This window comes from Microbacterium sp. UNCCL10 (assembly GCF_000746195.1).
Classification (GTDB): domain Bacteria; phylum Actinomycetota; class Actinomycetes; order Actinomycetales; family Microbacteriaceae; genus Microbacterium; species Microbacterium saccharophilum.
On the sequence record NZ_JQKT01000007.1, the window covers coordinates 145,109 to 167,425 of the forward strand.

Annotated in this window: 23 protein-coding genes and 2 pseudogenes; 19 read left to right on the plus strand and 6 right to left on the minus strand. The window is 70.2% G+C overall.

Annotation, left to right across the window (positions count from 1 at the left end):
* The first annotated feature begins 150 nt into the window (after window positions 1-150).
* The 5 genes from BR85_RS00870 to BR85_RS00890 all read left to right on the plus strand — a co-directional run bounded on the left by BR85_RS00870 (window position 151) and on the right by BR85_RS00890 (window position 4,929).
* Complete coding sequence (locus tag BR85_RS00870) at window positions 151-849, plus strand: GntR family transcriptional regulator (protein WP_028496909.1); 699 nt, start codon at window positions 151-153, stop codon at window positions 847-849.
* Between the two features lie 21 nt (window positions 850-870).
* Window positions 871-1,647 (plus strand): ABC transporter ATP-binding protein, encoded by a 777-nt coding sequence (locus BR85_RS00875; protein ID WP_028496908.1) that lies wholly within the window; start codon window positions 871-873, stop codon window positions 1,645-1,647.
* A gap of 5 nt (window positions 1,648-1,652) precedes the next feature.
* A complete protein-coding gene (locus BR85_RS00880) occupies window positions 1,653-2,489 on the plus strand; it encodes an ABC transporter permease (RefSeq protein WP_155947978.1) in 837 nt (278 codons plus the stop codon).
* A gap of 39 nt (window positions 2,490-2,528) precedes the next feature.
* Window positions 2,529-3,542, plus strand: a complete 1,014-nt coding sequence (locus tag BR85_RS00885) for an ABC transporter substrate-binding protein (protein WP_028496907.1) — start codon at window positions 2,529-2,531, stop codon at window positions 3,540-3,542.
* Between the two features lie 76 nt (window positions 3,543-3,618).
* On the plus strand, window positions 3,619-4,929 hold the full coding sequence (locus BR85_RS00890) for an amidase (RefSeq protein WP_028496906.1): 1,311 nt from the start codon (window positions 3,619-3,621) through the stop codon (window positions 4,927-4,929).
* A 337-nt stretch (window positions 4,930-5,266) separates the two neighbouring features.
* Here the strand turns inward: BR85_RS00890 and BR85_RS15855 are convergent.
* Window positions 5,267-5,737, minus strand: a pseudogene (locus BR85_RS15855) (SDR family NAD(P)-dependent oxidoreductase); the annotation flags it as partial.
* On the opposite strand from BR85_RS15855, the pseudogene BR85_RS00895 reads away from it, so the two are divergent.
* Window positions 5,715-5,915 (plus strand): annotated as a pseudogene (locus tag BR85_RS00895) (transposase); the annotation flags it as partial. The pseudogenes BR85_RS15855 and BR85_RS00895 sit on opposite strands and share 23 nt — an antisense overlap.
* A 69-nt stretch (window positions 5,916-5,984) precedes the next feature.
* Here BR85_RS00895 and BR85_RS15085 read toward each other — a convergent pair.
* Entirely contained in the window at window positions 5,985-6,155 is a 171-nt protein-coding gene (locus BR85_RS15085) for a CsbD family protein (RefSeq protein ID WP_028494814.1), read from the minus strand.
* 232 nt (window positions 6,156-6,387) lie between these two features.
* Between BR85_RS15085 and BR85_RS00900 the strand changes: the two genes are divergently transcribed.
* The 11 genes from BR85_RS00900 (at window position 6,388) to BR85_RS00950 (ending at window position 15,028) form a co-directional block, all read left to right on the plus strand.
* The gene (locus tag BR85_RS00900) at window positions 6,388-6,945 is read left to right on the plus strand and encodes a PadR family transcriptional regulator (protein ID WP_231478540.1); all 558 of its coding nucleotides are present in this window, start codon (window positions 6,388-6,390) and stop codon (window positions 6,943-6,945) included.
* Window positions 6,946-6,974: 29 nt separating this feature from the next.
* A complete protein-coding gene (locus BR85_RS00905) occupies window positions 6,975-8,666 on the plus strand; it encodes an ABC1 kinase family protein (protein ID WP_028494816.1) in 1,692 nt (563 codons plus the stop codon).
* 97 nt (window positions 8,667-8,763) lie between these two features.
* Window positions 8,764-9,339, plus strand: coding sequence for an NADPH-dependent FMN reductase (locus BR85_RS00910; RefSeq protein ID WP_051526096.1), 576 nt, complete (start codon window positions 8,764-8,766; stop codon window positions 9,337-9,339).
* 11 nt (window positions 9,340-9,350) lie between these two features.
* Window positions 9,351-9,890 carry a YaeQ family protein gene (locus tag BR85_RS00915; RefSeq protein ID WP_028494818.1) on the plus strand — a complete coding sequence of 180 codons (540 nt, stop codon included), beginning with the start codon at window positions 9,351-9,353 and terminating at the stop codon, window positions 9,888-9,890.
* 127 nt (window positions 9,891-10,017) lie between these two features.
* Window positions 10,018-11,289, plus strand: a complete 1,272-nt coding sequence (locus BR85_RS00920; RefSeq protein WP_269319963.1) for a serine/threonine-protein kinase — start codon at window positions 10,018-10,020, stop codon at window positions 11,287-11,289.
* On the plus strand, window positions 11,286-11,777 hold the full coding sequence (locus tag BR85_RS14795; RefSeq protein WP_051526097.1) for a hypothetical protein: 492 nt from the start codon (window positions 11,286-11,288) through the stop codon (window positions 11,775-11,777). The genes BR85_RS00920 and BR85_RS14795 overlap by 4 nt, the downstream gene beginning before the upstream one ends.
* Before the next feature lie 116 nt (window positions 11,778-11,893).
* Window positions 11,894-12,115 carry a hypothetical protein gene (locus BR85_RS00930; protein WP_028494819.1) on the plus strand — a complete coding sequence of 74 codons (222 nt, stop codon included), beginning with the start codon at window positions 11,894-11,896 and terminating at the stop codon, window positions 12,113-12,115.
* Between the two features lie 84 nt (window positions 12,116-12,199).
* Window positions 12,200-12,991, plus strand: coding sequence for a sulfite exporter TauE/SafE family protein (locus BR85_RS00935; protein ID WP_036272088.1), 792 nt, complete (start codon window positions 12,200-12,202; stop codon window positions 12,989-12,991).
* A gap of 44 nt (window positions 12,992-13,035) precedes the next feature.
* On the plus strand, window positions 13,036-13,482 hold the full coding sequence (locus BR85_RS00940) for a MaoC family dehydratase N-terminal domain-containing protein (RefSeq protein WP_036272094.1): 447 nt from the start codon (window positions 13,036-13,038) through the stop codon (window positions 13,480-13,482).
* Entirely contained in the window at window positions 13,479-13,886 is a 408-nt protein-coding gene (locus BR85_RS00945) for a MaoC/PaaZ C-terminal domain-containing protein (RefSeq protein WP_028494822.1), read from the plus strand. Before BR85_RS00940 ends, BR85_RS00945 begins: the two co-directional genes overlap by 4 nt.
* Window positions 13,887-13,891: 5 nt before the next feature.
* Window positions 13,892-15,028 (plus strand): UDP-N-acetylmuramate dehydrogenase, encoded by a 1,137-nt coding sequence (locus tag BR85_RS00950; protein ID WP_028494823.1) that lies wholly within the window; start codon window positions 13,892-13,894, stop codon window positions 15,026-15,028.
* Window positions 15,029-15,043: 15 nt separating this feature from the next.
* On the opposite strand, the gene BR85_RS00955 is transcribed toward BR85_RS00950, so the two are convergent.
* Together BR85_RS00955 and BR85_RS00960 are read right to left on the minus strand one after the other, a co-directional pair.
* Window positions 15,044-16,243, minus strand: a complete 1,200-nt coding sequence (locus tag BR85_RS00955) for a pyridoxal phosphate-dependent aminotransferase (RefSeq protein WP_028494824.1) — start codon at window positions 16,241-16,243, stop codon at window positions 15,044-15,046.
* A gap of 76 nt (window positions 16,244-16,319) precedes the next feature.
* Entirely contained in the window at window positions 16,320-17,354 is a 1,035-nt protein-coding gene (locus BR85_RS00960) for a class I SAM-dependent methyltransferase (RefSeq protein WP_051526098.1), read from the minus strand.
* A gap of 25 nt (window positions 17,355-17,379) precedes the next feature.
* Here BR85_RS00960 and BR85_RS15590 point away from each other — a divergent pair, with 25 nt between their 5' ends.
* The gene (locus tag BR85_RS15590; RefSeq protein ID WP_028494825.1) at window positions 17,380-18,240 is read left to right on the plus strand and encodes an AAA family ATPase; all 861 of its coding nucleotides are present in this window, start codon (window positions 17,380-17,382) and stop codon (window positions 18,238-18,240) included.
* A gap of 1,532 nt (window positions 18,241-19,772) precedes the next feature.
* Window positions 19,773-20,105 carry a helix-turn-helix domain-containing protein gene (locus tag BR85_RS15595; RefSeq protein WP_231478595.1) on the plus strand — a complete coding sequence of 111 codons (333 nt, stop codon included), beginning with the start codon at window positions 19,773-19,775 and terminating at the stop codon, window positions 20,103-20,105.
* A 20-nt stretch (window positions 20,106-20,125) separates the two neighbouring features.
* Here the strand turns inward: BR85_RS15595 and BR85_RS00970 are convergent, their stop codons facing one another.
* Both BR85_RS00970 and aceB read right to left on the minus strand, forming a co-directional pair.
* Window positions 20,126-20,461 carry a YciI family protein gene (locus BR85_RS00970; RefSeq protein ID WP_028494827.1) on the minus strand — a complete coding sequence of 112 codons (336 nt, stop codon included), beginning with the start codon at window positions 20,459-20,461 and terminating at the stop codon, window positions 20,126-20,128.
* Window positions 20,462-20,611: 150 nt separating this feature from the next.
* Window positions 20,612-22,261, minus strand: coding sequence for a malate synthase A (gene aceB / locus BR85_RS00975; RefSeq protein WP_028494828.1), 1,650 nt, complete (start codon window positions 22,259-22,261; stop codon window positions 20,612-20,614).
* Between the last annotated feature and the right edge of the window lie 56 nt (window positions 22,262-22,317).

A 22,317-nucleotide genomic window follows, 5' to 3' on the forward strand; every position in this document is an offset into this window, starting at 1 on the left:
GAGGTCCCCTTTCTCTGCCAACCGCTGCGCGAGCGGGTCGAGGCGATGCTTCCACGGGTTCGTGAGCGGCACCCCGCGACGCGGGTAAGTTCACCTCGGCGAAACATCGCGTCGCACCGGTGAAACTTGTATCCGGCACTGTATACCGTGATGAATACAGACCAGAACACAGCACCCGGGCACGTCCTGCTGACTGACATCGCCTACCGCGGCGTGCGTGACCTGCTGATGTCCGGCCAGCTGAGCCCGGTCCGACGCCTCGTGGAGAGTCGCCTCGCCGTCGAGCTGGATGTGTCGCGCACTCCGCTCCGTCAAGCGCTGGTGAGGCTGGAGTCCGACGGCCTGATCCGGCGCGAGGAAGACGGTTTCTACCCGACCGTGCCGCACCTTCCCGAGATCCGCGAGCTCTACGAGTTGCGGAGGATCATCGAGCGGCAGGGCATCGATCGCATCATCGCCGCCGGCGACTCGCTGCACCACGATCAATCGATCCTCCGGGACCTCTGCGATCAGTGGGCCGCGCTGGGGGCCGATCGTCCGGAGCCGAGCCCCGACATCGTCCTGATGGACGAGGAGTTCCACGAGCAGCTCCTGACCGCCTCTGGCAGTCGGGTGCTGGTGGAGAGCCTGCGATCGGTGAACGCCAAGATCCGGCTCGTTCGGATGTATGACTACATCACCGCAGACCGCGTGGAGGCCACCATCACGGAGCACCTCGCCATCCTGCGCGCCCTCCTGGCATCCGACCTCGAGACCGGAAAGAAGCTGCTCGAGCACAACATCGACGCCGGCTTCCAGATCGTCCAGCAGCGCGCCGGCAATGCGCTCGGACCGATGTTCCTCCGCTGAACTCAGAAAGGCATACCCCTCATGCTTGCAATCGACGCCGTCGGTGTGGCCAAGGCCTACCTCGACGACGCATTCCGTCCGATACCCGTCATCAAGGACCTGTCGTTCAGCGTCGCCGACGGAGAGTTCGTGAGCATCGTCGGTCCCAGCGGCTGCGGCAAGAGCACGATGTTCAACATGATCGCCGGACTCCTCGAGCCGACGGCAGGCACGATATCGGTGCTCGGTGAGTCCGTCACGGGCCCCAGTCCCCACCTCGGCTACATGATGCAGAAGGACCTGCTGCTGCCGTGGCGGACCGTCGCGGAGAACATCGAACTCGGGCTCGAGGTCAAGGGACAGACCCGCCGTGAGCGTCGCGCCGTGTCACTCGACTACCTTTCCCGCTTCAACATGTCGGAGTTCGCCGACGCGATGCCCGAAACGCTCTCGGGCGGGATGCGTCAGCGGGTGGCGCTCATGCGCACGCTGGCGATGGAGCCGGAGGTGGTGCTGCTCGACGAGCCCTTCTCGGCACTCGACTATCAGACACGCCTCGTGCTCGAGGACGAGATCCTGAGCATTCTCACCGACCTCGGAAAGTCCGCGATCCTGATCACTCACGACATCGGCGAGGCCGTCGCGATGTCAGACCGGGTGCTGGTGGTGGCCAAGCGCCCGACCTACGTGAAGGCCGACATCCCCGTGGGCCTGGTCCGTGAGTACGGCACCACGACCCAGGCGCGCGCCGCCAGCGAGTACCCCGCGGTGTTCTCGCAGATCTGGGACCTGCTCGACGTACAGATGAGCCGAAGGTGAACACGATGACAGCTATCACGGCGACAGCACCGGTGACGGATGCCGCGAGCGGCCCCGCCCCAGAAGCGCTCAAGAAGGCGGCGTGGCGGCGGAGCCAGCTCTACCCGAACATCTGGCGCATCGGCATCCTCGTATTCGTCTTCGGCGTGTGGCAGATCGGGACCTCCCTCGGCGTTGTGAACACGTTCCTGTTCGGGTCACCCGCGCAGGTGCTCGAGTCCGCGACGAGGTCCCTGGCGGACGGTTCCCTGCTGACCGATGTCTGGGCGACGTTGTCGGCGACCCTTGCGGGGTTCGCGATCGGCACCGCATTGGGCGTGCTCTCTGGGTGGGGCCTGTGGTTCTTCCCCCGCGTCCAGGCGGTCTTCGACCCCTACTTCGTGGTCTTCAATGCGCTGCCGAAGATCGCTCTGGGGCCGATGCTGGTGATCTGGCTGGGATCGGGGCTGACCTCGAAGATCGTGTTGGCCGCGTTCGCGACGTTCGTGATCGCCGTGCTCAATGCGTACCAGGGCGCACGCAAGGTCGACAGCCAATCCGTGGGTCTCATCAGATCGATGGGCGCCTCCCACAGGCAGGTCTTCCAGAAGCTCGTCGTGCCCACCTCCATCCCCTGGATCGTCGCCGCCTTCAAGATCAACATCGGTCTGGCTCTCGTGGCCGTCATCGGCGGCGAGTTCGTCTCGGCCAACGCCGGACTGGGCTACAAGTCCGCCGTCTCGGGGAGCCTCTTCGACATCAACGGTGTCTGGGTCGCCATCTTCGCGATCCTGATCCTCGCTGCCGCGCTGTACTTCGTCGTCGCGGCGATCGAGAAGACCCTCATCAAGAAGTACACGTAAGCCAGCACCTCCAAACCCGAACCAAAAAGGAACAGCACTATGAGAAGAGCGCGCACACTCACCGGCGTCGCCGTCACCCTGGCGGCAGCCGCAGTCCTCTCCGGTTGTGCCGGAGACACCTCGACCGACGACGCAGCGGGGGAGGAGGTCTACCAGGTACGAGTGACCCAGGCCTTCCAATCCCTCTATTACCTCAGCCTCTACGTCGCCCAGGAGAAGGGATTCCTGGAAGACGAGGGCATCGAGCTCGTGGGCGGGCTCGGGAACGCGGGCAGCGGGGGTGCAGCTCTTGCCACTGTGCTCCAGGGAGAGTCGCAGATCGCGCTCGGCGGACCCGAGAACGTCGCGTTCATCAATGCCGAAGGCGGCGACACGGTCGCCTTCTCCGCGGCGGCCAACAGTGCACCCAACTGGATGGTGGCCGCGGAAGGCGTCACCTTCGACAGCCCGGCTGACCTCGCGGGACACTCGATCACGGTCGCCACCTGCTGTGTAACCGCCAACACCCTGCTGAAGGAACTGCTGCAGAGCAATGACCTCGAATGGGGCGTCGACGTGACCATCAATGAGGTGCAGCAGGGATCCGAAGTCGGTCCCGCCCTCACCGGAAGCACCGACTTCGCCGTCGCGGGTGAGCCGTTGATCTCACAGGCGGTGCAGCAAGGGCTGGAGATCGTCTACGACTGGACGGAGCAGTATCCGGACTTCGCGTACTCCTCCTTCATGACCACACGCGAGATCCTCGAGAGCGAGCCGGACATGATCCAAGCCTTCACCAACGCGATCAACTCCGCCCTCGAGTACATTCACTCCGACCCCGACGGTGCCATCGAGGTCGCGACCGACGCCTTCCCCGAACTGGACGAAGAGGTGGTCGCAGCCGCGGTCGCCCGCATGATCGAGAGCAATGTGTACCCGCCGAGCGCGCTGATCACCGAGTCCGCGATCACCAGTGCGCTGGAGCGGCAGACCTACGTCGGCAACCTCGCCGAACTCCCCGCCTACGAGACAGTGATCGACCCGTCGTTCGCCGAAACCGCACTGGGCAACTGATTCGAAACGTCCCTCGGGCGAGTGGAGCGCGCTGTGACCGGCGCGTTCCACTCGCTGGTCATCACGAAAGCAGCACATGAACCACATCGCGCACGACGTCCTCTCGGCAACGAACCTGATCGAGGCATACTCGCTGGGAACGCTGACACCTGTGGAGGTCGTCGAGCAACTGCAGCAACGCGCCTCCGACATCGATGGTGAGCTACACGCCTGGGTAGCGACGGACTGGGCGACCGCCGAACTGGCCGCGTCGCGGCTTCGCGGCGCACCGTCTGCGCAGCAGCCGCTGTGGGGAGTGCCGATCGGCGTCAAGGACAACATCGATCTGCAGGGGTTTCCGACGCGCGCCGGATCGCACGCCTTCCGTGACGCCGGACCGGCCCGCGACGCCGAGGTCGTCGTGCGGCTGCGGCGCGCCGGCGCGATCCCGATCGGAAAGCTGGCGACGACCGAGCTCGCCACCCTCAGCAATCCGCCCCAGACCGTCAATCCCTGGAACGGAGACCATACGCCGGGCGGGTCCAGCGCCGGCCCCGCGGCAGCAGTGGCGTCGGGGATGGTCCCCATCGCGCTGGGGACTCAGACGCGCGGATCGGTGATCCGACCGGCATCCTTCACCGGGCTTTTCGGGGTGAGTCCCACGCCGGGGATCGTCAGCACGGAAGGCGTCGTGCCCAACGCGTACAGCATCGACCGCGTCGGCGCGCTCGCTCGGAGTGCGGGGGATCTGGCACTGTTCCTGCAGTCGCAACAGCCTGCCGTTTCGCGCGCGATTCCCGAGGGATCGGTGATCGGCGTCGTCACCGACGACTACTTCTGGAATGAGACCCAGCCGGCTTGCCGCGACGCCGTGGATGTCGCCGCGGAAGCGCTGCAGCATGCCGGCTATCAGACGCGCGAGGTCGAGATCGGTCTCGATTTCGCGGTGACCGGCGCACTGCATGACCTTGTCGAGATGGTCGACTTCGGCGCCGCTCACGAGATCCTCTTGCAGCAGGGTGCCGACTCGCTCGGTCCGTTCTGTGTGGACCTGATTCGAGGCGCGGGCCCAGTGAGCGCCGTCGACTACGTGCGCGCGCAGCAGGAACGACGACGGCTGACAGCCGCGCTCCTCGCGAGCCTCGACGGCTTGGGCGCGGCGGCGTTGCTGACTCCTGGCGCACCCGGTGCAGCGCCCGTGGGCACGCGCGTGACCGGCTCTCCCCGGATGAGCACGCCCTTCACCTTCCTCGGGCTGCCCGCGGTGGCGGCACCCTCCGTCCTCGATGGAGAAGGGATGCCGGTCGGCGTCCAGCTCGTCGCCGCGCCCTTCCAGGATCTCGGGCTCGTCGCCCTCGCGGCCGCGATCGAGGCGCGAGTGGGGCGGATGACGCAGCACCTGTCGTGAAGCCGACCTGCGGCAGTGACGACGCCGATTGCGGTAGGTGTGTCGACGGCACTCTCCTGTCGGCTTGAGGTCCGGCGGTGACATCCACCCATACTCCGTCTCTGCCGGTTCTCTCGACAGGATGCCGACGCCGGAGATCGACGGCCCGACACTTCACGCATCGTCGAGCGTGGCGCGAGCCTTCTGGACTGGACGGTTCGACTCGGCGGCGAGTGGGTTCCTCTCGACGGGTATCGGACCGGGGACGAGCTTCGTGCCCAGAACGGCATTCGATTGGGGTGCTGGCTCCGTGAGGCACGTGGGAGCCGTCGACGGCGCGGGCGCCTTTGCCCTGTGAAGACAGGACGTTGACGATCCGCCCCGAACGAGACTCGGCGATCAGTGTGGAGGCGAGAAGCCTGGCCGACTCCGCTGCCGGGTAAAGCTTCAGTTCAACATTCTGTCGGAGCACCGATGTCGTGACCCCGAGGAACGGCCCCGCAGCCGCCTGCCCCACGTTGTTGACGAGCGCGGTGAGGCCGCCGGACCATTCGTTTGCTCGGGAGAAGAGATGCTGCACCGACGACTCGTCTCGACAGTCGGCCGCGACGCACAACAGCGCGCGCTCGAGGCGCCTTCCCACGGACTGATGCGCACGATCGAGCTTGCCGTCGTCCCGCCCGCAGATCGCGACCTGTGCACCCTTTGCCAGCAGCAGTTGCGCGAGCGCGAGCCCAATGCCTTCGCTTCCGCCGGTGATCAGTGCCTTCAACTCCACGGTGGCCGGTCGGGCGCGAGATCGTCGAGAGATCGCCCGCCTCGGCCGCACCCTCCGCCGCTGGCGCGACGCGTTCCTGGCCTACTTCACCACCAGCCGGTCATCGAACGGCGGCACCGAGGCGGTGAACGGGATCATCGAGCTCCACCGCCGCCTCGCCCGCGGCTACCGCAACCGGCACAACTACCGCCTCCGCATGCTCCTCGCCGCCGGCGGCCTCACCCCATGACCCCCACCGAATGTCCGAAGAGCCGGAAAACGGCCGGGACCTCGCGGTCCCGGCCGTTCTGCCAGTGGCTCAGCGGAAGGCGTCCTTGACGTCCTCGCCGACCTTCTTGGCCTTCGCCTCGGCCTGGTCCATGTGACCTTCGGCTTCGAGGCGCTCGTTGTCCGTGGCGTCGCCGACGGCTGCCTTGCCCTTGCCGACGGCGTCCTGAGCGGCGTTCTTGATCTTGTCATCGAGACCCATGATCGTCTCCTTCCTCTGGCCGCGTTCTTGTGGGGTGCGCGGCGGTCAGAGCAGTCAATCGGCGGCGCGCGATTACAGCGAGGGGGTTGACAACCGGCACCGCACGTGTCGCGGATCCGGACGCGGACCGAACTCCGACCCCCTTCCCAGACGCCTTTTACCGATATATCGTTATGTATCGCTGGGGCCGCACCGGCCCCGCACAAAGGGGGTCATCATGAGCGGATCATTCATGGACGATGCTTTCGGGCGCCGCGGGCGCGGGGGCGGTCAGGGCTGGCCGGCGAGCGGCATCTGGGAGGCGATGGAACAGCTGCGCGGCGCGTTCGAGCAGCGGACCAGCGGACCCCGCATGGGTCGCGGCGACGTCCGCACGGCTGTGCTCAGCCTTCTCGCGGAGAAGCCTATGCACGGCTACCAGATCATCCAGGAGATCGAAGAGCGCAGCGGCGGGAGCTGGAAGCCGAGCCCCGGCTCGGTATACCCGACGCTTCAGCTCCTCGCCGACGAAGGACTCATCCGCGCGGAGGAGTCCGGCGGGCGCAAGACCTATTCGCTCACGGAGGAGGGACGTCAGGCCGCCGATGGAGCGGGCGACCGCTCGGCCCCATGGGAGACGCCGGGGGCACGTGAGAACGCGAAGGTGACGGCGCTGCCGAAGGCCGGGATGGATCTCGCGCACGCCGTCGCGCAGGTCGGAAGCTCGGGCACGCCGGAGCAGGTCAAGGAAGCGGTGGCCGTCCTGGAGGAGGCGCGTCGCCGGCTCTTCAGCATCCTGGCTCAGGACTGATCCGCGCTCGCCGGCGTCAAGGAGGCTCGGTGACCGACGCCCCGAAGCTGCGCGCGCGTCGCCGCAGGATTCTGCGGTTCGCTGCCCGCTACCTGGTGCAGGCCTGGTGGTACGAGCTCCTGCTCCCGCGCGTGGGACTCGGCCGGATCTCCGCGCGCGGGCGCGCCGCGAGGCTGACCCGCATCGCCCGGCGCTTCCACGGGCTGGCCGTCGAACTCGGCGGGCTCATGATCAAGGTGGGGCAGTTCCTGTCCTCGCGACTCGACGTGCTGCCACCCGAGATCACGAAGGAGCTCGAGGGGCTGCAGGACGAGGTGCCCGCGGTGCCGTTCCCCGCCATCCGCGACCTCGCGGTGGCTGAACTCGGCATCCCGCTCGAGCGCGCGTTCGCGTCCCTCGATGCGGCGCCCCTGGCCGCGGCATCCCTCGGACAGGCGCACCGGGCCACGCTCTCGGCACTCGACGCGGAGGACACCGGGCTGAGCGATGTCGTCGTGAAGATCCAGCGGCCGGGGATCGACGAGGTCGTGGACGTCGATCTCGCCGCCCTCCGCAAGGTGGCCGTGTGGCTGAGCCGCGTCCGCCTCGTCTCCGACCGCGTCGACATGCCCGCGCTCGTCGAGGAGTTCGCGCACACGAGCCTGGAGGAGATCGACTACCTGCACGAGGCGGCGAACTCCGAGCGGTTCGCCGAGTCGTTCGCCGGCGACGAGCGCGTCGCCGTTCCCGCCGTGGTCTGGGAGCGCACGACGCGGCGCGTCCTGACCCTCGAGGACGTCACCGCGATCAAGATCAACGACATCGCGGCGCTGCGGGGCGCGGGCATCGACCCGGCCGCCGTGGCAGCCGCGTTCGCGGCCGTCATGTTCGATCAGCTCTTCCGCCACGGGTTCTTCCACGCCGACCCGCACCCGGGGAACATCTTCGTCGTGCCCGGTGCGTCCAGTGGTGCGGATGCGGGAGCCCGGCCCTTCACTTTCGCGTTCGTCGACTTCGGGATGATGGGGGAGGTGCCCGACACCCTGCGCCGTGGGCTGCGCCGCCTGCTCATCGCGGCGGCGGCGCGCGACGGCAAGGGCATGGTCTCCGGCATCCAGGATGTCGGTGTCCTGCTGCCGTCGGCGGACACGGTCGAGCTGGAGCGGGCGCTCACCACCCTGTTCGCCCGGTTCGGCGGGATGGGGTTCGCCGAGCTTCAGGAGGTCGACCCCCGCGAGTTCCGGGCCTTCGCCGTCGAGTTCGGCGACGTCGTGCGGTCGCTGCCGTTCCAGCTCCCGGAGAACTTCCTCCTCATCATCCGGGCGATGTCGCTGACCTCCGGCATGTGCAGTTCGCTCGACCCCGACTTCAACATCTGGGATGCCGTCGAGCCCTACGCCGCACAGCTGCTCCGCGAAGAGGGCGGGAACGTCATCCAGGACGTCGCCGCACGCGTCGTCTCGACGGCCGGCCTGATCGCGCGCCTGCCCGGACGGGTCGATGCCGTCCTCACGCGCCTCGACGAGGGGCGACTCGCCGTCGACACGCCGCGGCTCGACCGGCGCATCGCGCGACTGGAGCGGGCTGCCCGGCGCATCGTCTCCGCGATCCTGTTCGCCGGGCTGCTGATCGGCGGCATCCTGCTGCGCGCCGACGACGCCGTATTCGGGACGGTGCTCATGGCAGCCTCGGCGCTCCCGCTCCTGCACGCCCTGTTCGCCGGCGCCGGCACACGGCGCTGAGGTGGGTATCGGCGGAGCACCTCGCGGCGCACACTGGACCTGACACCCCACCGCCTGTCACGGTAATCGCCTGCCACCGAAGCAACAGGGAGCAGTCATGTCGTACAACGTCGGCTATTTCGTCGGGAGCCTCTCCTCGACGTCGGTCAACCGCATCCTCTCGAAGGCCCTCATCCGCCTTGCGCCGGACGACCTCGAGTTCTCCGAGATCTCGATCCGTGACCTTCCGCTCTACAGTCCCGACTACGACGCCGACTACCCGGCGGAGGCGCGGGCGTTGAAGGACGCGATCGCCGCCGCCGACGCCGTGCTGTTCGTCACCCCCGAGTACAACCGGTCCATCCCGGGCGCGCTCAAGAACGCCATCGACTGGGCCTCGCGCCCGTGGGGGCAGAACTCGTTCGACCACATCCCCGCCGCCGTCATCGGCGCCTCCATCGGGCAGATCGGCACCGCCGTCGCGCAGCAGAGCCTGCGCGGCGTCCTGAGCTTCTGCAACGCCCGGCAGATGACGGCGCCGGAGGCGTACATCCACTTCACGCCCGAGGTGTTCGCCGAGGACGGGAGCGTCTCGAACGAGGGCACGGCGGAATTCCTCCGGACCTTCATGACCGAGTTCCGCGACCACGTGGAGCGGGTGCTGACGGTGCTGCCGCGGTCGGACACCGCGTAGGCTCGATCCCTATGGCAGTCGGCGCAGTGATCCACACGTTCGCGGTGCAGCTGGCCGATGTAGACCGCGGTGTCTACGAGGAGCTGACTCTGCGCGTCGCCCGCCACCCGTCGGAGACGGACGCGTTCCTGATGACGCGGGTCCTCGCGTACTGCCTGGAGTTCGAAGACGGTATCGCGTTCAGCGAGGGGATCAGCGCGACTGACGAGCCCGCCGTGCTCGTGCGCGACCTCACCGGTCGCCTCACCGCGTGGATCGAGGTGGGTGCACCGGATGCCGCACGCCTGCACTACGGCAGCAAGCTCGCCGACCGCACCACCGTCTATACGCATCGCGACCCGGCGAAGGTCGCCGCGGCGTGGGCCGGCAAGCCGATCCACCGGCCGGAGTCGATCGTCCTGCACAGCTTCGACCCCGGGTTCATCGAGGCCGCTGCCGGCGTCGTGGAACGGCGGAACACGATGACCCTCTCGGTCACCGAGCACCAGGTCTACCTCGAGCTCAACGGGACGACGTCCACCTCCGGCATCCACGATCACTCTCTCGTGTGACGCCGTCTTGCGCGGCGACGGCGCTGTGTCAACCCGTTGGGCCGGTAAGGAGCGCATCCGTATGGTTGACCGGGTAGGGCGGCCCGCGGACACGAGGCGGCAGCGCACTCACGTGGGAGGGGAAGCCATGGCGGAGGGGACGGAACGATCGCTTCCGACCGCATCGCCGCCCGCGGCGGGGCCCGCGGGGGAGCGCCTCGGTGGCAGATACCTGCTGCAGTCTCCGATCGGGGAAGGCGGCATGGGGGTCGTCCATCTCGCGCAGGACGAGCTGCTCGGCCGGACCGTGGCGGTCAAGGTCTTCCGCGACGGGACCGCGGATGCCGCGCGCACGACGTCGGAGACGCGGCTGCTCGCGGGCCTCAACCACCCCGCGCTCGTGACCCTGTTCGACGCTCATGTCGACGGCGCCGCCCCCAACTATCTCGTCATGGAGTTCGTCGACGGCCCGACGCTTGCCGACCGCATCCTGCGCGGCCCCATCCCCGAGGACGTCGTCGCGACCATGGCCCGAGACCTCGCGGACGCCCTCCACGTGGTGCACGCGGCGGGCGTCGTGCATCGCGACATCAAGCCGTCCAATGTCCTGCTGCGTACCTCGCCGGTACCGGGGGAGGAGTTCCGCGCGAAGCTCGCGGACTTCGGCATCGCGTACCTCGTCGACTCGACCCGCCTGACCACACCGGGTCTTCTCATCGGCACGGCCGCCTATGTCAGCCCCGAGCAGGTCCGCGGGGTCGCGCCGACGTCGGCAGCGGACATCTACGCCCTGGGCCTCGTGCTGCTCGAGTCCCTCACCGGGGTCCGCGCCTTCGCGCAGGACACCCCGCACGAGGCCGCCCTCGCCCGGCTGTCGCAGGCTCCGTCGATCCCCGCGCACCTCGGACCCGAGTGGGTCGCGCTGCTCACGCGGATGACGGCCACCGACCCCGCGGACCGGCCCTCCGCGCTCGACGTCGTCGTCGCCGTGAACGCCTTCGGCGGTTCCGGCGCAGACGGACCGACCGCAGGCCCCACGGCGACGGCCATCGCGACGGCACTGGACCGCGTCGTGACACCGAGCGAGGCCGCCCAGTATGCAGCGGCGTCCGCGCCCGACGTCACGATCGCCGACGGGCCGGTCGCAAGCGAGTCGGCCGTCTCCTGGCCGGCGGCGGTCGACCAGGACGCCGCGACGAGGACCCTGGTGGGGCCGCAGCCGCAGGAGGCCCGGACCCCGCCGGGGCGCCGCCGCTGGGTCCCGCATGTGGTGGCCGCCGTCGTGGTCATCGCGTTCGTGGTCGCCGGCCTGCTCATCTGGGGGGCGCTCGCCGCTCCGCCCGCCGAGCCGCTGATGCCGAGCATCGACGGACCGCTCGGCACGCACCTCGATCAGCTCTGGGATTCGGTGACACCATGACTTCCGCACTTCGCGCTGCGGCCTCCGCCGCCGTCCTGACCGTCGCCCTGCTCCTGTCGGCCTGCGCGGGCCCGGCCCCCGGCCTCGCCGCAACGGCCGCCCGCGACATGCAGGAGACCGTCGTCACCATCGCGCAGCATGCGGCAGCGGGCGACCCCGCGGCCGCGGTCGCCGAGCTCGACGCGCTGCAGCAGCGTCTTGACGCTGCGCTGGCCGCCGACGACATCACCGCCGACCGGGCGGCGCTCGTGCAGCGGTCGATCGACCTCGTCCGTGCAGACCTGGAGGGTGTCCTCGCCGAGAACGCGACGCCCGCCCCTCCTGCGACCGAGGATGCCGGCACCGGGAGCACGTCGGACGATCCGGCGACCGACGACGGCGACACCACCGACGACAGCGGCAAGGGCAACAGCGGGAACGGGAACAGCGGCAACGACGGCAAAGACGGCAACGGCAACGGCAACGGCAACGGGAAGGGCAACGACTGAAGCCGCATCCGGAGTTGCCCTCGGTGGCCTGGAAGTGGTACTTGTAGGGATGACGGGATCTGGGGTTCCGTCGACGGGGCCGGGGGGTTCCGTCACCACAGGACCAGGGGAGTCCGATGAGTCAGCTGACGCTCGTTCCGGCCGTGTATCGCTGCCCGGATCACGACAACCACGAAGCCCTCACCGAACGCGTGCGCGAGCGCGTGGCGTGGGAGATCCGCTGCCTCGGCGAGCAGCCGTCTGCGGCGTTCCACGTCGCCGTCACGTGCCCCGGGCGCGCCGCCGCGCCGGAGACCGAGCATCGGCGCGTGTACGCCGGCACCTGGGAGCTCGCCTGACCCGGTAGCGGTCGAGCGCGGCGGGACGCTCCGGTCCGCGCCGTCCGATATCGTCGTGTGTGACATGAGAGCGCAGCCGCACCGATGATGAAGCCCGCCGCGGGGCGCCCACCCCGCTTCTCCCTCGCGTGCGTCGGGATCGGTCTGACGGCCGGACTGCTGTCCGGGCTCTTCGGCGTCGGCGGCGGCACGGTCATCGTCCCGCTCCTCGTCCTCCTGCTCGGCTTCGATCAGCGTCGCGCCGCGGGGACCTCGCTTGCGGCCATCGTCCCGACGGCGACCGTGGGTGTCATCTCCTACGCCGTGCACGGCTCGGTCGCCTGGCTCCCCGCGCTCATCCTCGCCGCCGGCGCCGTGGTGGGTGCGCAGATCGGCACCTGGCTGCTGCCGCGGATCGCGCAGAACGCGCTGAGATGGGGTTTCGTCGCCTTCCTGGTCATCGTCATCGTCATGCTGTTCGTCCAGGTGCCGTCGCGGGATGCCGAGCTGCCGCTGACGTGGTTCACGGGGGCGGGCCTGGTCGTCCTGGGTCTCTTCACCGGCGTCATGGCGGGGCTGCTCGGCGTCGGGGGAGGTGTCATCGTCGTGCCGGCGCTCATGCTGCTGTTCGGGACGAGCGACCTCGTCGCCAAGGGCACCTCGCTGCTCATGATGATCCCCACCGCGCTGTCCGGGACCGTCGGCAACATCCGCCGCGCCAACGTCGACCTCGTCGCCGCGGCCATCATCGGCGCGGCCGCGTGCACGACGACGGCGCTCGGCGCGTGGATAGCGACGAACATCGACCCGTTCACTGCCACCATCCTGTTCGCCGCCTTCATGACGTTCATCGCCGCCCAGATGGCCGTGCGGGCGGTGCGCGCGCGCCGCGCCTGACCGCGCGCCCGGCCGCCGGCATCCCCGCTCGGTAGGATCGGAGGGTGTCCGTGAACCCTGAGCTGGTCGGTCGTGTGTTCCCGCCGACCGACCCGTACCTCGTCGGCCGGGAGAAGGTGCGCGAGTTCGCCCGCGCCGTCTTCGCGACCGACCCCCAGCACACCGACCCCGCGGCCGCGCAGGCGCTCGGCTATGCCGACGTCGTCGCTCCGCCGACCTTCGCCATGGTGATCCAGGACCTGACGCTGCAGCAACTGCTCGCGGAGCCCGAATCGGGCATCGTGCTCGAGCGCACCGTCCACGCCGAGCAGCGCTTCCGCTACACGCGTCCCATCGTCGCCGGCGACGAGCTCACCGGGCGCCTGCAGGTCACCGGCGTCCGGCCGTTCGGGAAGGGCGCCATGGTGACGAGCGAAGCCGAGGTCACGGATGCCGACGGCGGCCATGTCGTGACGGCGACCTCCGTCCTGCTGATCGGGGGCGAGGAATGACCGGCCTGGAGGTCGGCGCCGTCGTCGCCGAGCGGACTGTGCACCTGACCCGCCAGTCGCTCGTGCGCTACGCGGGCGCCTCGGGGGATTTCAACCCCATCCACTTCCGCGACGACGTCGCGACGCGGGTGGGCCTGCCCGGCGTCCTCGCGCACGGGATGCTGACGATGGGCCTCGCCGTGGAGACGCTCGTGCCGTGGCTCGGTGACACCGGCCGCATCCTGGAGTACGGCGTCCGGTTCACGCGCCTTGTCGTCGTCCACGCCGAGGACGGGGCCGACGTCTCCGTCGTCGCCAAGGTCGGCGCCGTGGACGCCGACGCGGCGCGCATCGATCTCACCGTCACCCACGCGGACACGACCGTCCTGGGCAAGGCCCAGGTACGCGTCCGCGTCGACGGATGACCCGCATGCCTGAGATCGCACCCCGCCCCCTGGCCGAGCTGACGACGCTGCGCGCCGGCGGCACTCCGGCCCGCATGGTCGAGGCCACGACCGCGGAGGAGCTCGTCGACATCATGCGCGGACTCTGGTCGGCGCACGAGCCGTGGCTCGTCGTCGGCGGAGGATCCAACCTCCTCGTCGGGGACGAGCCGTTCGACGGGACCGTCGTCCTCGTCCGCACCCACGGCATCGAGCGGCTCCCCGACCCCCGCGACGGCTACGCGCGGGTGCGCGTGCAGGCCGGTCACGACTGGGATGCCCTCGTCGCCTACACCGTTGCGGAGGGGCTCGGCGGGATCGCCGCGATGTCCGGCATCCCGGGCACCGCGGGAGCCGCCCCCGTGCAGAACATCGGCGCGTATGGGCAGGAGCTCGTGCAGACGCTGACCGAGGTGGAACTGCTCGACGAGGCCACCGGCGACGTCTCGACCGTGCCCGCGGCCGACCTGGCGCTCGGATTCCGCACGTCCGTGCTGAAGCACCACTACGGCTCGGTGCCGCTGCGGCCTGCCGTGGTCCTCTCCATCACCCTGGACCTGCCGATCCGCGGCCATGGCGAACGGGTCGTCACCGGGCCGCAGCTGCGGGCCGCACTGGGGCTGGAGGCCGATCAGGCGGTGACGCTGGAGTGGATCCGCGAGACCGTGCTCGCCACGCGCGCCCGGAAGGGCATGGTGCTCGACGACGCCGACGCCGACACGTGGAGCGCGGGGTCGTTCTTCCAGAACGCGATCGTCTCCGCGGCGTTCGCCCGGACGCTTCCGGCGGAGTGCCCGCGCTGGCCGCTGGCGCCCGAGCTCGACCCCGTCGTGGTGATCCCGCTCGACCGCTTCGACGGCGTGGTCGCGCCGATCGTCTCGTCCGAGCCCGACGTCAAGGTGAGCGCCGCGTGGCTCATCGAGCACTCCGGGCTGCGGAAGGGCTTCAAGCTGCCCCGCTCCCGCGCGGCCCTGTCGAGCAAGCACGCGCTCGCGGTGACGAACCGGGGGAATGCGACTGCGGAGGAGCTCGCCGAGCTCGCCCGGTTCATCCAGGGCCGGGTGCAGTCCGAGTTCGGTCTGCTCCTGCAGCCCGAACCCGTCCTCGTCGGCGTCGAACTCTAGCCCGCGTTCGCCGGGTCAGGCGAAGAGGGCCTGCAGGCGCTGCACGCCCTCGAGGATCTGGTCGTCTCCGAGCGCGTAGGACAGCCGCAGGTAACCGGACGGGCCGAAGGCCTCTCCGGGGACCACGGCGACCTCGGCCTTCTCGAGGATGAGGTCGGCGAGTTCCAGCGAGGTCGTGGGAGTGACACCCGCCCACTCACGGCCGAGGAGGCCCGTGACGTCGGGGTATACGTAGAACGCCCCGAGCGGATTCGGAACCGTGACACCGGGGATCTTCGACAGTTCGCCGACGATGAGCGTCCGGCGGCGGTCGAAGGCCTGGCGCATCTGCTCCGCTTCCGTCTGCGGGCCGGTCAGCGCGGCCAGCGCCGCGCGCTGGGCGATGTTGTTGACGTTCGAGCTGAGGTGCGACTGCAGGTTCGCGGCCAGCTTGATGGCGTCGGCGGGTCCGACCATCCAGCCCACCCGCCAGCCGGTCATGGCGTACGTCTTCGCCACGCCGTTGACGAGGATCGTCTGCCCGGCGAGTTCCGGCACGGCTTCGACGATCGAGACGGCGCGGACGCCTTCGTAGACGAGGTTCTGGTAGATCTCGTCGGTGATGACCCAGATGCCGTGCTCCAGCGCCCACTCGCCGATCGCGCGGGTCTCCTCGGGCGTGTAGACGGCGCCGGTCGGGTTGGACGGGGAGACGAAGACGAGCACCGTCGTCTTGTCGGTGCGCGCGGCCTCCAGCTGCGCGACGGTGACCTTGTACTCCTGGTCGGCCCCGGCGAACACCTCGACGGGGATGCCGTCGGCCAGCGCGATCGCCTCGGGGTAGGTCGTCCAGTACGGGGCGGGCAGCAGCACCTCGTCGCCGGGGTTCACGACTGCCTGGAACGCCTGGTAGACGGCCTGCTTGCCGCCGTTCGTGACGACGACCTGCGCGGGCGAGACGTCCAGGCCCGAGTCGTGCAGCGTCTTCGCGGCGATCGCCTCGCGCAGCACGGGGAGTCCGGCCGCCGGCGTGTAGCGGTAGTTCGCGGGGTCGTGCAGGGCCTCGGCGGCCGCGTCCACGATGAACGAGGGTGTCGCGAAGTCCGGCTCTCCGGCCGCGTAGGAGATCACGGGGCGGCCCGCCGCCTGGAGTGCCTTGGCCTTGGCGTCCACTTTGAGGGTGGCGGACTCGGCGATGGCGGAGAGTTTGCGGGAGACAGGAGCGCGTTCGGTCACAGGAAGAGCGTAGCCCGGGAGGCGCGCGGACTTCAGGTCGTCGGCGTGACGCCGTGTGCTCCCCGACCTACCGCCGTCAGGGGCGCACCTCGAGGACGCGGTTGAACGGCGTCTCGGCGACGCTCCGGAACCGGGTGAATCCGCCCGCGGCGGTGACGTCGCGGATCCTGGCGGGACCGGCCTGGGTGCCGAGCGCGAGCCCGACATCCTGCGACAGCGACGAGGGGGTGCACAGCAGCGTGGAGAAGCCGTAGTACGCCCGCCCGACGGGGTTGAGGTTGTCCTCGACACGGTCGCCGGCCAACGGCTCGACGACCATCCAGGTGCCGTCCGGTGCGATCGCCTCGCGGACGTGCGCCGCCGCGCCGACCGGGTCGCCCATGTCGTGCAGGCAGTCGAACATCGTGATGAGGTCGTAGCCTGTGCCGGGGAACTCCTGCGCGGATGCCACCTCGAACCGGACGCGATCCTCGACGCCGGCCTCCGCCGCCCGCTCCCGAGCGGTCTCGATGGATGCGGCATGGTAATCCGAGCCGACGAAAGTGGACTTCGGGAAGGCCTGGGCCATGAGGATCGTGGACGCGCCGTGCCCGCAGCCGACATCGGCCACTGTCGCCCCGGCTTCGAGCTTCTCCGTCACGCCGTCCAGTGCAGGCAGCCACGAGCCGACGAGGTTCGCGTGGTAGCTCGGCCGGAAGAAGCGCTCGCAGCCCACGTGCACGTCGGTGTCGTGCTGGTGCCAGCCGTAGCCGGCTCCGCTGCGGGCGGCATCGACGATGTGCTGCGTGTCGTGCACGGTCCCCAGCGCGATCTGGAAGCAGCCGGGCAGGAATGCCAGGCTGTCCGGATCGGTCATGGCGAGTGCGTGCTCGGGCGGGAGCTCGTAGCGTCGCACGGCCGGGTCGTAGGTGACGTAGCCGCCCGCGGCCTGCGCGTTCAGCCACTCCCGCGCGTACGGCTCGGCGGTGCCCGTGCGCTCGGCGAGCTCGCCCGGGGTCGAGGGACCGTGGGCCGCGAGATCCCGGTAGTAGCCGAGTTTGTCGCCCATGACGACGAGCGCGGCATTGAGCGTCGCCCCGACTTCGTCGACCGCGCGGAAGACGAAGCTCATGAGCGGCCGGTCCTAGACTCTGGTCATGCTGGTGGGTCGGCAGGCCGAGCAGCAGGCGATCGACCGCCTGGTGGCCGCCGCTCGCCTCGGGACGAGCGGGGTGCTCGCCGTCACGGGCGAGGCCGGTGCCGGGAAGACGGCGCTGCTCGAGGCCGCTGTTGCCGGGTTGGGCGACATGCGCGTGCTGCGGGCGACGGGGCTCGAGTCCGAGCATGAGCTGCCGTTCGGGGCACTGCTCCAGCTCCTGCGGCCCGCGCTCGCTGCACGGGAGGGCATCCCGCCGGTGCAGGCCGACGCGCTCGCCGCGGCCCTGGGACTGCCGCTCGGTGACGCCGCGCCGAGCTCGCGCGACCGGTTCACGATCGGCGCCGCCGTGCTGAGCGTACTGTGCCGGTATGCCGAGGACGGCCCGCTCGCCGTGGTCGTCGACGATCTGCAGCTCGTCGACACGCCCTCGGTGGATGCGCTCGTCTTCGCCGCCCGCCGCCTCGCCGCAGAGCCGATCGTGGTGCTCTGCGGGGTGCGGATCCCGGAGGGCGACCAGGTGGCCGCCGGTCTTCCCGCGCTGCGGCTGGAGGGATCGATCTCGACGCCGCCCGTGCCCTCGTGGCCGGGGCGCACCCGCATCCGGTGCCGGAAGAGCATGTCGAGGTCCTGCACCGCGCGACGGCCGGAAACCCCCTCGCGCTGCTCGAGCTGGGTGCGGCGGATCGCGAGGTCGTGGAGAGCATGGAGACCGGGCTGCCGGTGCGGGTGTCCCGGGCCGTCACCGGCGCGTTCGCGCGTCGCCTCGCACGCCTGGACGACGAGGCCCGCGCGGCCCTGCTCGTCGCGGCCGTGTGCGGTCCCGATCTGCGGCACGTCACCGACGCCTGCGGGATGCTGAACGTGGATGCCGGCCGGCTCGGAGCGGCAGAGGACGCCGGCCTCATCGCCGTGGCGGCGGGTCGCGTCGCGTTCCGCCATCCGCTGCTGCGCGCTGCCGTCTACTCGGGGGCCCCGGTGGACGATCGCCGGCGCGCGCATCGCGCGGCGGCGGACGCGCTGCCGCGCGGCGACGTCGACCGCCGCGCCTGGCACCTGTCCGAGGCTGTCTGGGAGCCGGACGCCGCGGTCGCCGATCTGCTCGCCGAGGCGGGCGAGCACGCGGTCTCCCGGGCGGCGTTCGCCGTGGCCGCGAGCGCGTTCGAACGGTCGGCGCGGCTCACGCCGGACGTGGGGGTGCGTGCGGAGCGGCTGCTGCGCGCCGCCGATGCCGCCTGGAGGGCCGGTGAGGGGGATCGCGCGCTGACCCTGCTGGACATGCGGGCGCCGGGCGGGTCCCCGGACCTGCGCGACCTCGAGCTGCGGGCCTCGGTAGCCGCCCGCACGGGCACGGTGCGCGACGCGCTCGGCATCCTCCTCACCGCTGCCGGTCGTCCCGCCGAAGCGGCCGAGCAGGCGGTCTTCCTCGCCGACGCCGTCCACGCGACGTACTACCTCGGCGACGCCCGGACGGCGTCCGAACTCGCGGGCCGTCTCGAGGCGCTCCTGCCGCACGTCGCCGACCCGCGGGCGCGGGCGCTCGGTCTCATGGCGACCGGCATCGCGCGGATCCTCGCCGGTCACGGTGGCGTGGACGACATCCGTGCGGCGGTGCCTCTCCTCGAATCGGGCTCGCGGCTGCGGGACGATCCGCGGCGGCTGTCCTTGCTGCTGCTGGCTCCGCTGTTCCTGCGCGACGCCACCGCCGGTGCCCGCCTCCGGACGCTCGTCGACCAGGTGCCCGGCGCGGCGGGAGTCGGCGCGCTGCCGGCCGTGCTCTTCCACGTCGCGCGCGACCAGGCGACCACGGCCGCGTGGTCCCGCGCGGAGGCGAACTACGCGGAGGCGATCCGGCTCGCGGTCGAGACGGGGCAGGACACCGAGCTCGCGATGTCACTTGCCGGCCTCGCGTGGCTGGAATCGCGCAGCGGTAAGGCGGACGCCTGCCGCGCCCATGCGGCGCGCGCGGACGATCTCTGCCGGGCCCGCGGCATCCGGATGGGCCAGGTCTGGATCGCCTTCGCGCTCGGTGACCTCGAGCTGTCCCTGGGGCGGGCCGAGGCGGCGGTCACGCAGTTCGCCGCGCTCGCCGAGACGCTCGCCGAACGCGGGCTCGACGACCCCGACCTCGCGCCGGCCCCCGAGCTCGTCGATGCCCTGCTGCGCCTGGGCAGGCCGGGGGAGGCCCGCGCGGAGGCGGAGGCGTTCGCGCGGCGCGCCGCGCAGAAGGGTCAGCCCTGGGCGCTGGCTCGCGCCGACCGGGCGCAGGCGCTCGTGGCCGATGGCGAGGAGTGCGTGCGGCTCTTCGAACGGGCTCTCGTGTCGCATGCGCGCACGCTCGACCGATTCGAGGACGCACGCACCCACCTCGCGTTCGGTGAGCGGCTGCGGCGGATGGCCCGGCGGGTCGACGCGCGCCGGGAGCTGCGGGCCGCCCTCGAGGTGTTCGCCGATCTCGGCGCCGAGGTGTGGCGCGCGCAGGCCGTCGCGGAGCTCGCGGCCACCGGTGAGCACGTGCACGCCGGAGCCGCGAGCGCCACGGCGAGCCTCACTCCCCAGGAGCTGCAGGTCAGCGTCCTCCTCGCCGAGGGGCGGACGACCCGGGAAGCGGCCGCCGCCCTGTTCCTCAGCCCGAAGACGGTGGAGTACCACCTGCGCAAGGTCTACACGAAGCTCGGGATCGGGTCGCGTGCGGAACTCGCCCGGGCGATCGCCGAAATCGATTGACGCTCAGAGATCCGGTTGCCTCACAGATCGAGGGGCCAGGCCGGGTGCAGCTGGATGACGCCGCCGCTGGCCATCGGATGCCGCGACGCCAGCTCGACGGCTTCTTCGATCGTCTCGCACTCGAGCACGTCGAAGCCGCCGATCAGCTCGTAGGCCTCGGCGAACGGGCCGTCGCTGACGATGACCTCGCCCTTGCGGCGACGGATGGTCTTGGCCTCGCCGCCGGGGCGCAGACGATCGCCCTCCGTCGCGCGGCCGGCCCCGTAGGACTCCTCGACCCACTGCTCGATCGTGACCGGAGCCTCGTCGGCGTCGGTGAGAGTGGGGTCGGCGAGCACCAGCATGAGAAAACGCATCGTTGTTCCTTCCGTTATGGGTGACGTTACGTGAAGGCGTCGAACGGCACCGGACGGAATCGACATCCGCTCACGACGTGAGCGCGAGCAGCATACGCACGGAAGGGGGCGGATGCCGTCCGGCACCCGCCCCCTCCTCGTACTCCGGGACTAGTCGTTCTCGACGAGGAACCGGCTGTATGCCCCCAGGGTCAGGAACGTCGGGAACTCCGCACCCAGCGCGACATCGCGGAACACCTCCGCGGCGTCGTCGAAGCGGTCACCGTCGCGTCGCTCCACCTCGCCGAGCACCTGCGTGATGAGGCCCTCGATGTAGCCGCGCGTGATCGGGGTGCCGTCCTCGATCTCGCGGTCCTGATGGATCCACTGCCACACCTGGGAGCGGCTGATCTCGGCGGTCGCGGCATCCTCCATGAGGTTGTCGATCGCCACCGCACCGAGGCCGCGCAGCCACGCCTCGATGTAGCGGATCGCGACGGAGACGTTGCCGTGCACGCCCGCGGCCGTGATGGGCAGGCCGATGTGGCAGTCCAGCAGCTGCTCGGGGCGCACCGACACCTCCGGGCGCTGCCGGTCGACCTGGTTCGGCCGGTCGCCGAGCACCGCATCGAACTCGGCCTGCGCGACCGGGATGAGGTCGGGGTGGGCCACCCACGTGCCGTCGAAGCCGTCGCCGGCCTCGCGCTTCTTGTCCGCCGCGACCTTCTCGAACGCCTGGCGGGTGACCTCGGGGTCGCGCCGGTTCGGGATGAACGCGCTCATGCCGCCGATCGCGAAGGCGCCGCGCTTGTGGCACGTCTGCACGAGCAGCTCGGTGTAGGCCCGCATGAACGGCACGGTCATCGTCACCTGGCTGCGGTCGGGCAGCACGAAGCGTGCGCCGCGGCCGCGGTAGTTCTTGATCATCGAGAAGATGTAGTCCCACCGCCCGGCGTTCAGGCCCGCGCAGTGGTCGCGGAGCTCGAAGAGGATCTCCTCCATCTCGAACGCGGCGGGGAGGGTCTCGATGAGCACCGTCGCGCGGATCGTCCCGTGCGGGATGCCGACGTACTCCTCGCTGAAGCTGAACACGTCGTCCCACAGCTTGGCCTCTTCGGCGGACTCGATCTTCGGGATGTAGAAGTACGGCCCGCGTCCGTTCGCGATCAGCTGCTGCGCGTTGTGGAAGAAGTACAGCCCGAAGTCGACGAGCGAACCGGATGCCGAGGCGGCGCGGCCGTTGCGGTCGGTGAACCGGATGTGGCTCTCCAGCAGGTGCCAGCCGCGCGGACGCATGACGATGGTCGGGGTCTGCGCCGCCGTGACGGAGTAGACCTTCCCCTCCCGGCTCGTGAAGCTGAGCTCCCCGCGGATCGCGTCGCGCAGCGACAGCTGCCCCTCGATGACGTTCCGCCAGGTGGGGCTCGTGGCGTCCTCCTGGTCGGCGAGCCACACCTTCGCACCGGAGTTCAGCGCGTTGATGGTCATCTTCGGGTCGGTCGGGCCGGTGATCTCGACGCGGCGGTCTTCGAGGCCGGGACCGGCGCCGGCGACCCGCCAGTCGGCATCCTCCCGGATGTGGGCCGTGTCGTCGCGGAAGCGCGGATCGTGTCCGTTGCCGATCTCGAAGCGGCGGCGCATGCGATCGGCGAGCCGGTCGTGCCGGCGGCCGGCGAACCGGTCGTGCAGCGCGGCGAGGAAAGCGAGCGCGTCGGGGGTGAGGATCTCGTCGTAGCGGTCCCGCAGGGGACCGGTGATCGTGATCTCGGGGATGCGGATGGGTGTCGTGGTGGGCGCGATGCCCGTGGCGGTGGGAGTCATTGCCCTGTCTTCCTGTGCGTGGGTGACGGTGCTGTCAGTCGGAGAGATGTGGATGC

Coding starts and splice junctions, on each gene's coding strand:
- BR85_RS00870 (WP_028496909.1), top strand. CDS start 151: ATGAATACAGACCAGAACACAGCACCCGGGCACGTCCTGCTGACTGAC.
- BR85_RS00875 (WP_028496908.1), top strand. CDS start 871: ATGCTTGCAATCGACGCCGTCGGTGTGGCCAAGGCCTACCTCGACGAC.
- BR85_RS00880 (WP_155947978.1), top strand. CDS start 1,653: ATGACAGCTATCACGGCGACAGCACCGGTGACGGATGCCGCGAGCGGC.
- BR85_RS00885 (WP_028496907.1), top strand. CDS start 2,529: ATGAGAAGAGCGCGCACACTCACCGGCGTCGCCGTCACCCTGGCGGCA.
- BR85_RS00890 (WP_028496906.1), top strand. CDS start 3,619: ATGAACCACATCGCGCACGACGTCCTCTCGGCAACGAACCTGATCGAG.
- BR85_RS15085 (WP_028494814.1), bottom strand. CDS start 6,155: ATGGGTCTCGATGACAAGATCAAGAACGCCGCTCAGGACGCCGTCGGC.
- BR85_RS00900 (WP_231478540.1), top strand. CDS start 6,388: ATGGACGATGCTTTCGGGCGCCGCGGGCGCGGGGGCGGTCAGGGCTGG.
- BR85_RS00910 (WP_051526096.1), top strand. CDS start 8,764: ATGTCGTACAACGTCGGCTATTTCGTCGGGAGCCTCTCCTCGACGTCG.
- BR85_RS00915 (WP_028494818.1), top strand. CDS start 9,351: ATGGCAGTCGGCGCAGTGATCCACACGTTCGCGGTGCAGCTGGCCGAT.
- BR85_RS00920 (WP_269319963.1), top strand. CDS start 10,018: ATGGCGGAGGGGACGGAACGATCGCTTCCGACCGCATCGCCGCCCGCG.
- BR85_RS14795 (WP_051526097.1), top strand. CDS start 11,286: ATGACTTCCGCACTTCGCGCTGCGGCCTCCGCCGCCGTCCTGACCGTC.
- BR85_RS00930 (WP_028494819.1), top strand. CDS start 11,894: ATGAGTCAGCTGACGCTCGTTCCGGCCGTGTATCGCTGCCCGGATCAC.
- BR85_RS00935 (WP_036272088.1), top strand. CDS start 12,200: ATGATGAAGCCCGCCGCGGGGCGCCCACCCCGCTTCTCCCTCGCGTGC.
- BR85_RS00945 (WP_028494822.1), top strand. CDS start 13,479: ATGACCGGCCTGGAGGTCGGCGCCGTCGTCGCCGAGCGGACTGTGCAC.
- BR85_RS00950 (WP_028494823.1), top strand. CDS start 13,892: ATGCCTGAGATCGCACCCCGCCCCCTGGCCGAGCTGACGACGCTGCGC.
- BR85_RS00960 (WP_051526098.1), bottom strand. CDS start 17,354: ATGAGCTTCGTCTTCCGCGCGGTCGACGAAGTCGGGGCGACGCTCAAT.
- BR85_RS15590 (WP_028494825.1), top strand. CDS start 17,380: ATGCTGGTGGGTCGGCAGGCCGAGCAGCAGGCGATCGACCGCCTGGTG.
- BR85_RS15595 (WP_231478595.1), top strand. CDS start 19,773: ATGGCCCGGCGGGTCGACGCGCGCCGGGAGCTGCGGGCCGCCCTCGAG.
- BR85_RS00970 (WP_028494827.1), bottom strand. CDS start 20,461: ATGCGTTTTCTCATGCTGGTGCTCGCCGACCCCACTCTCACCGACGCC.
- aceB (WP_028494828.1), bottom strand. CDS start 22,261: ATGACTCCCACCGCCACGGGCATCGCGCCCACCACGACACCCATCCGC.